Annotated in this window: 8 protein-coding genes and 1 pseudogene; 6 read left to right on the top strand and 3 right to left on the bottom strand. The window is 68.7% G+C overall.

Going from position 1 to position 8,027, the window contains the following annotated elements; all coding sequences use genetic code 11:
- Positions 1-1,085, top strand: a 1,085-nt coding sequence (locus AB0M20_RS16710) for a YibE/F family protein (protein WP_364298944.1), incomplete at its 5' end; no start/stop codon positions are given.
- On the opposite strand, the gene AB0M20_RS16705 is transcribed toward AB0M20_RS16710, so the two are convergent.
- Positions 1,079-1,585 (bottom strand): NUDIX domain-containing protein, encoded by a 507-nt coding sequence (locus AB0M20_RS16705; protein WP_364298942.1) that lies wholly within the window; start codon positions 1,583-1,585, stop codon positions 1,079-1,081. The two genes, AB0M20_RS16710 and AB0M20_RS16705, sit on opposite strands and share 7 nt — an antisense overlap.
- A gap of 76 nt (positions 1,586-1,661) precedes the next feature.
- Positions 1,662-2,054, bottom strand: a complete 393-nt coding sequence (locus AB0M20_RS16700) for an SCO5389 family protein (protein WP_364298940.1) — start codon at positions 2,052-2,054, stop codon at positions 1,662-1,664.
- Between the two features lie 142 nt (positions 2,055-2,196).
- On the opposite strand from AB0M20_RS16700, the gene AB0M20_RS16695 reads away from it, so the two are divergent.
- Positions 2,197-3,633 (top strand): gamma-aminobutyraldehyde dehydrogenase, encoded by a 1,437-nt coding sequence (locus AB0M20_RS16695; RefSeq protein ID WP_364298938.1) that lies wholly within the window; start codon positions 2,197-2,199, stop codon positions 3,631-3,633.
- Positions 3,634-3,636: 3 nt separating this feature from the next.
- Positions 3,637-4,878: a 4-aminobutyrate--2-oxoglutarate transaminase gene (gabT, locus tag AB0M20_RS16690; protein WP_364298936.1), complete on the top strand. Its 1,242-nt coding sequence runs from the start codon at positions 3,637-3,639 to the stop codon at positions 4,876-4,878.
- Here gabT and AB0M20_RS16685 read toward each other — a convergent pair.
- On the bottom strand, positions 4,864-6,036 hold the full coding sequence (locus tag AB0M20_RS16685; protein ID WP_364298934.1) for a saccharopine dehydrogenase C-terminal domain-containing protein: 1,173 nt from the start codon (positions 6,034-6,036) through the stop codon (positions 4,864-4,866). The two genes, gabT and AB0M20_RS16685, sit on opposite strands and share 15 nt — an antisense overlap.
- Before the next feature lie 191 nt (positions 6,037-6,227).
- Here AB0M20_RS16685 and AB0M20_RS16680 point away from each other — a divergent pair, with 191 nt between their 5' ends.
- The 3 genes and pseudogenes from AB0M20_RS16680 (at position 6,228) to AB0M20_RS16670 (ending at position 7,787) form a co-directional block, all read left to right on the top strand.
- Entirely contained in the window at positions 6,228-6,683 is a 456-nt protein-coding gene (locus AB0M20_RS16680; protein ID WP_364298932.1) for an Lrp/AsnC family transcriptional regulator, read from the top strand.
- Positions 6,680-7,609: pseudogene (locus AB0M20_RS16675) on the top strand (aspartate aminotransferase family protein); the annotation flags it as partial. The gene AB0M20_RS16680 and the pseudogene AB0M20_RS16675, both read left to right, overlap by 4 nt.
- A gap of 43 nt (positions 7,610-7,652) precedes the next feature.
- Positions 7,653-7,787, top strand: a complete 135-nt coding sequence (locus AB0M20_RS16670; protein WP_001830095.1) for a beta-class phenol-soluble modulin — start codon at positions 7,653-7,655, stop codon at positions 7,785-7,787.
- The last annotated feature ends 240 nt before the right edge of the window (positions 7,788-8,027 follow it).

Raw genomic sequence — 8,027 nt, 5'->3', positions numbered from 1 at the left:
GCCTGATCCTGCTGTGGCCGCCGTCGGTCGAGACCGTGCCCGACCCGAACAGCGGCGAACGCGCGCTCGCCACCGTCACAGCCATCACCGTCCTGACATGCGCGCCCGGCCGCAAGGCGTCCCCGCCGTGCGGCACCGCGGCCGTGGAGATCACCGACGGTCCCGGCCGCGGCACCCGGAAGACCGTCGACCTGCCGCACGGCCCCGGCGCGCCCCGGGTGGAGGCGGGCGATGACGTGGTTCTCCTGTACTACCCGGGCGCGGTGCCCGGCGGGCGTGAGTATTCGGTGGTCGACCAGCAGCGCTCCGGCGGGATGTGGATCCTGGTGGCGCTCGCCGTCGCGGTGGTGATCGCGTTCGGCCGATGGCGGGGGCTCACCTCGCTGGCCGGCCTCGCCGTGTCGTTCCTGGCGCTGGTGCTCTTCGTGTTGCCGGCGATCCTGGACGGCTCACCGCCGCTGCTGGTGGCGGTGGTGGGCGCGTCGGCCATCATGTTCGCCGCGTTGTATCTGACGCACGGCTTCAGCGTGCACGTCTCGGTGGCGGTGGCCGGCACGCTGGCGAGCCTGGTGCTGACCGGGCTGCTCGGCGCCGGGTTCTCCACGCTGCTCAAGCTGACCGGGGCGGGAACCGACGACAGCACCTACCTGACCGTGGTGCGCGACGATATCGACCTGCGCGGGTTGCTGCTGGCCGGGATCGTGATCGGCGCGCTGGGCGTGCTCGACGACGTGACCGTCACCCAGGCCGTCACGGTCGCCGAGATGGCGCCGGGGTCGCCGTCGCGCCGCAGCCTGTTCGCCTCGGCGATCCGGGTCGGGCGGGCGCACGTGGGGTCGGCGGTCAATACGCTGGTCCTCGCGTACGCCGGGGCCTCTCTGCCTCTGCTCCTGCTCATCGCGGCGAGCAGTCAGCCGACCGGTGAGCTGCTCACCGGCGAGTTCCTGGCCCAGGAGGTGCTGCGGAGCGCGGTCGGCACGATCGGCCTGGTCGCGGCGGTGCCGATCACCACGGCACTGGCCACGCTGATCGCCGACCGGTCAGCGGTGGTCCGCACCGGTCACGGCCGGCACGCCCGTCACTGAGTGCGCTTGCGCAGCTCCCGCCACGCCTCGACGCCGTCGGGGACCCACGCCCAGTCGCCGGCGGCCAGGCGCTCGCCGATCTCGTCCTCGGTGAGGAAGGTGTGCCACGCGACCTCCTCGGCCTGCGGGTGCACCGGGCCGTCCCAGGTGACCCGGTAGGCCGCCGACCACCAGGCGTGCTCGGGGGTCTCGTAGAGGAACTTGAAGAGGAACTCGGGCTGGGGCAGGTCGGGCACGCCGAGCTCCTCCCGCGCCTCGCGCAACGCCGCCTCGTCGTAGCTCTCGCCCGCGCCGACCACGCCGCCGACCCACATGTCGTGCGCACCGGGAAAGACCTGCTTGGTCTCGGTGCGGCGGTGCACGAAGATCTTGCCTACGGCGTTGCGGACCAGGATGAACGAACAGCGGTGCCGCAGCCGGCGGGCGTAGGACTCGCCGCGGCGAACCTGGCCCACCACCCGGTCCTGCTCGTCCACCTGGTCGATGAGTTCGTCTTCCACCCCGAGAACGTACCGGGCGGGTGGCCGACACCACCCGCCCGGCGGCCCTCGAACCGGCGGCCTCACACCGGGAGCCTCAGCAGTTGCGGAGCTCCGGCGACTGGTTCAGCAGCTGGCCGCGCGGCGAGACGAACGCCCGGTAGCGGTCCTCGCCGACCGCTCGGTGCGAGAACGCCGCGACCCGGTGGCAGTTCTGGAAGGCGAGCTTCGCCCCGAAGTGCCGCTCCAGGCCGCCCCGGATGGCATCGCTGGCGAGCGCCCGCAGCAGCTGTCCGCGCTCCACATCGGACGGCGGCGGCACCTCGTGATCGGCGAAATCCCCGCCGGTGGTCCGGAGGTCGGTCATCACGGAGTTGATCACCTCCCAGGCGTACGGCAGCGAGGTGCGGACGCAGTCGACGAACTCGGCGTCGGAGACCTCGCCACGCTCGGCGGCGGCGAGGAGGTCGGGGGAGACGGTGAGCGACATTGTGGTTCCTTCCGGTTTGGGATGTCCTGCGGACCTCCGCCATCTTGTTGGAAACGATTGCCATGTGCAAGAGGACACGCGAGATACGGAATTGATGGGTCCAAGGTCTTGTCAGCTGCGGATGCGGTGAAAAGATGTCGCCATGACCGCGAAAACCGTGCTGAAGAACGTCATCGCCGGAGAGTCCGCCGAGCCCGCCGACGGCCGGTACGAGGATCTGATCGACCCGGTGACCGGCGAGGTGTTCGCCTCGGCGCCGGTGTCCGGGCCGGCCGATGTGGATCGCGCGTTCCGGGCGGCCGCCGACGCCTTCGACGGTTGGCGCAACGCCACGCCGGCCGACCGGCAGCGGGCGATGCTGCGCTTCGCCGACGCAATCGAGGCCCGCGCCGACGAGCTGGTCGCCGCCGAGTCGCAGAACACCGGCAAGCCGCTCGGGCTGACCGCCAGCGAGGAGCTGCCGCCGGCGATCGACCAGATCCGGTTCTTCGCCGGTGCGGCCCGGCTGCTCGAGGGCCGCTCCGCGGGGCAGTATCTGGCCGGCTACGAGAGCTACGTGCGGCGTGAGCCGGTCGGCGTGTGCGCGCAGGTCACGCCGTGGAACTACCCGCTGATGATGGCGGTGTGGAAGATCGCGCCCGCTCTGGCGGCCGGCAACACCGTGGTGCTCAAGCCCTCCGACACCACGCCGGTGACGTCGATCCGGCTGGCCGAGATCGCCGCCGAGTTCTTCCCCGCGGGCGTACTCAACGTGGTCTGCGGCGATCGCGATACCGGCCGCGCGCTGGTCGCCCACCCCACCCCGCAGATGGTCTCCATCACCGGCTCGGTGCGGGCCGGCATGGAGGTCGCGGCCGGGGCCGCCGCCGACCTCAAGCGCACCCACCTCGAGCTCGGCGGGAAGGCGCCGGTGGTGGTCTTCGACGACGCCGACGTCGAGGCGGCCTCCGCCGCCATCGCCGAGGCGGGCTACTTCAACGCGGGCCAGGACTGCACGGCCGCGACGCGGGTGCTGGCCGGGCCGGGGGTGCACGACGACTTCGTCGCCGCCCTGACCGAGCAGGCGAAGGGTACGCGGACCGGCGCGCCCGACGACTCCGACGTGCTGTACGGGCCGCTCAACAACGCCCGGCAACTCGAGCGGGTGACCGGCTTCGTGGACCGGCTGCCCGACCACGCCACGGTCAACGCGGGCGGCGGGCGCCAGGGCGAGCGCGGCTACTTCTACAGCCCCACCGTGGTGTCCGGGCTGCGCCAGGCCGACGAGATCATCCAGGACGAGGTGTTCGGCCCGGTCATCACCGTGCAGCGGTTCACCGACGAGGACGAGGCGGTGCGCTGGGCGAACGGCGTCGAGTACGGTCTGGCCTCCTCGGTGTGGACCCGCGACCACGGCCGGGCGATGCGGATGACCCGGCGGCTCGACTTCGGCTGCGTCTGGGTGAACTGCCACATCCCGCTGGTCGCCGAGATGCCGCACGGCGGCTTCAAGCACTCCGGGCACGGCAAGGACCTGTCGGTGTACGGGCTGGAGGACTACACCCGCGTCAAGCACGTCATGCACCACGTGGGGGAGTGACAAGTGGCATCGTCGGAGGAACTGCACAAGCGGCGTGCGACGGCCGTGGCCCGCGGGGTCAGCTCGGTGCTCTCGTCCTACGTGGACACCGCGGCCGGCGCCCGCCTGACCGACGTCGACGGACGGGAGTGGATCGACTTCGCGTCCGGCATCGCGGTCACCTCGGTCGGCAACGCGGCGCCGCGCGTCGTCGAGGCGGTGCGCGCGCAGGCCGAGCGGTTCACCCACACCTGCTTCATGGTCGCGCCCTACGAGTCGTACGTGTCGGTGTGCGAGCAGTTGATCGACCTGACGCCGGGAACCTTCGAGAAGCGGGCGGCGCTGTTCAACTCCGGCGCCGAGGCGGTGGAGAACGCCGTGAAGATCGCCCGGCACGCGACCGGTCGGCAGGCAGTCGTGGTGTTCGACCACGCGTACCACGGGCGGACCAACCTCACGATGGCGCTGACCGCCAAGGTAATGCCGTACAAGCACGGGTTCGGGCCGTTCGCGCCGGAGATCTACCGGGCGCCGATGTCCTACCCGCTGCGCGACGGGCTTTCCGGGCCCGAGGCGGCGGCGCGGGCCGTCGATGTGATCGAGAAGCAGGTCGGCAGCGGCAACGTGGCGGCGGTGCTGATCGAGCCGATCCAGGGCGAGGGCGGCTTCGTGGTGCCGGCGCCGGGCTTCCTGCCGGCCCTGGCGCAGTGGGCGCGCACGGCCGGGGCGGTGTTCATCGCCGACGAGATCCAGACCGGCTTCTGCCGGACCGGCGACTGGTTCGCCTCGGCACACGAAGGGATCGAACCCGACCTGGTGACCACCGCGAAGGGGATGGGCGGCGGCCTGCCGATCGCCGGGGTCGTCGGTCGCGCCGAGCTGATGGACGCGGTGCACGCCGGCGGGCTCGGCGGCACGTACGGGGGGAACCCGGTTGCGTGCGCGGCCGCCCTGGCGGCCATCGAGACGATGCGGGAGCTCGACCTCGCCGCCGCCGCGCGAGGAATCGAAGGGATCCTCGTCCCCGGCCTGCAGGGCATCGAGAGCGTCCACGAGGTGCGCGGACGCGGCGCCATGATCGCGGTCGAGCTGGCCGACGCCGCGCGGGCGGCGGCCGTGGCGGCCCGCTGCCACGAGGCCGGCCTGCTGGTGCTCACCTGCGGCACCTACGGCAACGTGCTGCGGTTCCTGCCGCCGCTGGTCATCTCCGACGACGACCTGCGGCGCGGACTCGACATCGTCCGGAACTCGCTACTGCTCCCGTAGCGCCCACGGCGTGCCGTACTCGACCAGCTTGGCGAGGAACGGCTCGGCGTCGAACGCCTCGGGCCCCAGCACGCCGACGCCCGACCAGGTGCCCGCGGCGAGCAGTTCCAAGGCGATCACCGGGTTCACCGCGGTCTGCCACACCACGGCCTGCGAGCCGTACTCCCGCATCGACCACTCGTTGCCGACCAGGTGGTAGAGGTACACCGATCGTGGCGCGCCGTCCTTGCCGAGGCCGGTGACCAGCGTCCCGGCGCAGGTCGTGCCGGTCATCCGGCTGCCCAGCGTGGCCGGGTCGGGCAGGCACGCGGCCACCACGTCGCGAGGCGACACCGGCACGCCGTTCACCAGCACCGGCTGGGTGCGGTGCAGGCCGAGCTTCTGCAGCGTCTTCAGGACGTCGATGAACTCCTTGCCCAGCCCGTACTTGAAGGTGACCTTGCGCGCGTCCACCCAGCGCGGGATGAGCAGCACCTCCTCGTGCTCCACGTGCACGCACTCGACCGGGCCGATGCCGCCCGGGAAGTCGAACGTCTCCGGCTCGCTCAGCGGCTCGGTGGTGTACCAGCCGCGGTCCTTCTCGTAGATCACCGGCGGGTTCAGGCACTCCTCGATCGTCGTCCACACCGAGAACGACGGCGCGAAGTCGTAACCCTCGACCACCAGGTTGCCGCCGTCGCGGATGCCGACCTCGTCGATGCGCGAGAACAGGTGGTCGGCGGCGTACCGGGCGAACACATCGGACAGTCCCGGCTCCACGCCCATGCCGACCAGCGCCAGCCGGCCCTTAGCCGCCCAGTCGTCCGCGGCCTCGAACTGCAGATCGCCGAGCCGGACGCCGCCCGGCACGGACAGCGACATCGCCATGTCCAGGTAGTCGGCTCCGGCCGCCAGGGCACCCTCGAAGATCGGCATGACGAACCGGGGATCCACCGCGTTGAGCACGTGCGTGATGGCGTGCTCCCGGCACAGCGCGGCTACCGCCCCGGCGGACGAGGCGTCCACGCGCGCGGATCGGAATCGGTCATCGGGCACGGCCGCCTCGGCCTTGGCCAGGTCGTAGTCGGCGATCACGAAGGTGTCGAAGAAGTCGCGCCGGGCCGCGATGCCGGCCGCCGCCGAGCCCACGCCGCCGGCGCCGATCAGAAGGATTCGCACGTTGACTCTCATCCGCCGCCGTCACTGAAACCGTGTTACGGAAGCGTTGTGGCCACGGAAACACTTGTCAAGAGCAGGGAAAGCTGCGATAAACGTATGTACATGCAGCGGCGCAACGGATTCAATTGAGTGACAGCAACCCGACCACTGATTCCATTGCCAGGGCTGTGCGGCACGAGGACAATCGCCGCGTGACGGACCTGGCACTGGACGACATCAACAAACAGATCATCGAGCACCTGCAGCGCGACGGGCGGATGTCGTACGCCGCGCTGGCCAAGACCATCGGGCTGTCCGAGGCCGCGGTTCGCCAACGCGTCCAACGGCTCCTCGACGGCGGGCTGATGCAGATCGTCGCGGTCACCGACCCGCTGACGCTCGGCTTCGCCCGGCAGGCCATGGTCGGGGTCAAGGTCATCGGTGACCTGCGGGTGGTGGCGGACCAGCTGGCGAAGATCCCCGAGGTGGACTACGTCGTGATCTGCGCCGGCGGCTACGACCTCCTCGTGGAGCTGGTCTGCACCGACGACGAGCACCTGCTGGACCTGCTCAACGAGAAGGTCCGGGGGGTCGAGGGTGTCGCCCAGACCGAGACGTTCATGTACCTGAAGCTGGCCAAACAGACGTACGCGTGGGGAACGAGATGACGCAGGACCACCTCTGGCCGCACTTCACCCGGCTGTCCGCCGGCGAGTCACCGGTCATCGTGCGCGGCTCCGGCCCGTACGTGTGGGATCAGAACGGCAAACGCTACCTGGACGGGCTCTCCGGCCTGTTCGTCGTGCAGACCGGTCACGGACGCACCGAGCTGGCCGAGGCGGCCGCCAAGCAGGCCGCCGAGCTCGCGTACTTCCCGCTCTGGTCCTACGCCCACCCCACCGCGCTCGAACTCTCCGAGCGGCTCGCCGCGCTCGCCCCCGGCGACCTCAACCGGGTCTTCTTCACCACCGGCGGCTCGGAGGCAGTGGAGAGTGCCTGGAAGCTCGCTCGCAGCTACTTCAAGCAGACCGGCAAGCCGATGAAGACCAAGGCGATCTCGCGGCAGGTCGCCTACCACGGCACCACGATGGGCGCTCTGTCGATCACCGGGCTGCCGTCCATCAAGCAGCAGTTCGAGCCGCTGATCCCGTCGACCACCCGGGTGCCCAACACCAACTACTACCGCCGCCCGGACGAGTCGCAGACCTTGGAGGAGTTCGGCATCTGGGCGGCCGACCGGATCGCCGAGGCGATCGAGTTCGAGGGCCCGGACACGGTCGCCTGCGTCTACCTCGAGCCGGTGCAGAACAGCGGCGGCTGTTTCCCACCGCCGCCGGGTTACTTCCAGCGGGTACGCGAGATCTGCGACCGCTACGACGTGCTGCTGGTCTCCGACGAGGTGATCTGCGCCTTCGGCCGGCTCGGCGAGTACTTCGGCTCCGTGCGGTACGGCTACCAGCCCGACATCATCACCTGTGCCAAGGGCATGACCTCCGGCTACGTCCCGCTCGGCGCGATGATCGTCTCCGACCGCCTGGTCGAGCCGTTCACCGAGGGCAGTGCGATGTTCGCGCACGGCGTCACCTTCGGCGGGCTAAAACTTTAAAATTTAAATAATTAATTAGGGAGAGATAAACATGTCAAAATTAGCAGAAGCTATTGCAAATACAGTAAAAGCAGCACAAGATCAAGATTGGACTAAATTAGGAACTAGTATCGTTGACATCGTAGAAAGTGGCGTTAGCGTATTAGGTAAAATCTTCGGTTTCTAATACACGATTAATTATTGGCCAGAGCGAATGCTCTGGTCTTTTTTTGTGCCATTTTATTTGTTACTATTTTAGTAAAAAAAGATTGTTAATAAATAGGAGATTTGAATATGAAATTCAAAAATATATTATTTGATTTCGACGATACATTAGTGGATTTTTATGACGCTGAGAAAAAAGCGTTTTATAATTTAGCGCAGAAATAGTATCATCAGCGGCCTCGTCTGGATGGGGATCATCTTA

The sequence above is a fragment of the Actinoplanes sp. NPDC051633 genome (genome assembly GCF_040681735.1).
Classification (GTDB): Bacteria; Actinomycetota; Actinomycetes; order Mycobacteriales; family Micromonosporaceae; genus Actinoplanes.
The sequence above is the reverse complement of the archived record's forward strand: the minus strand, read 5'-3'. Positions and strand labels throughout refer to the sequence as shown.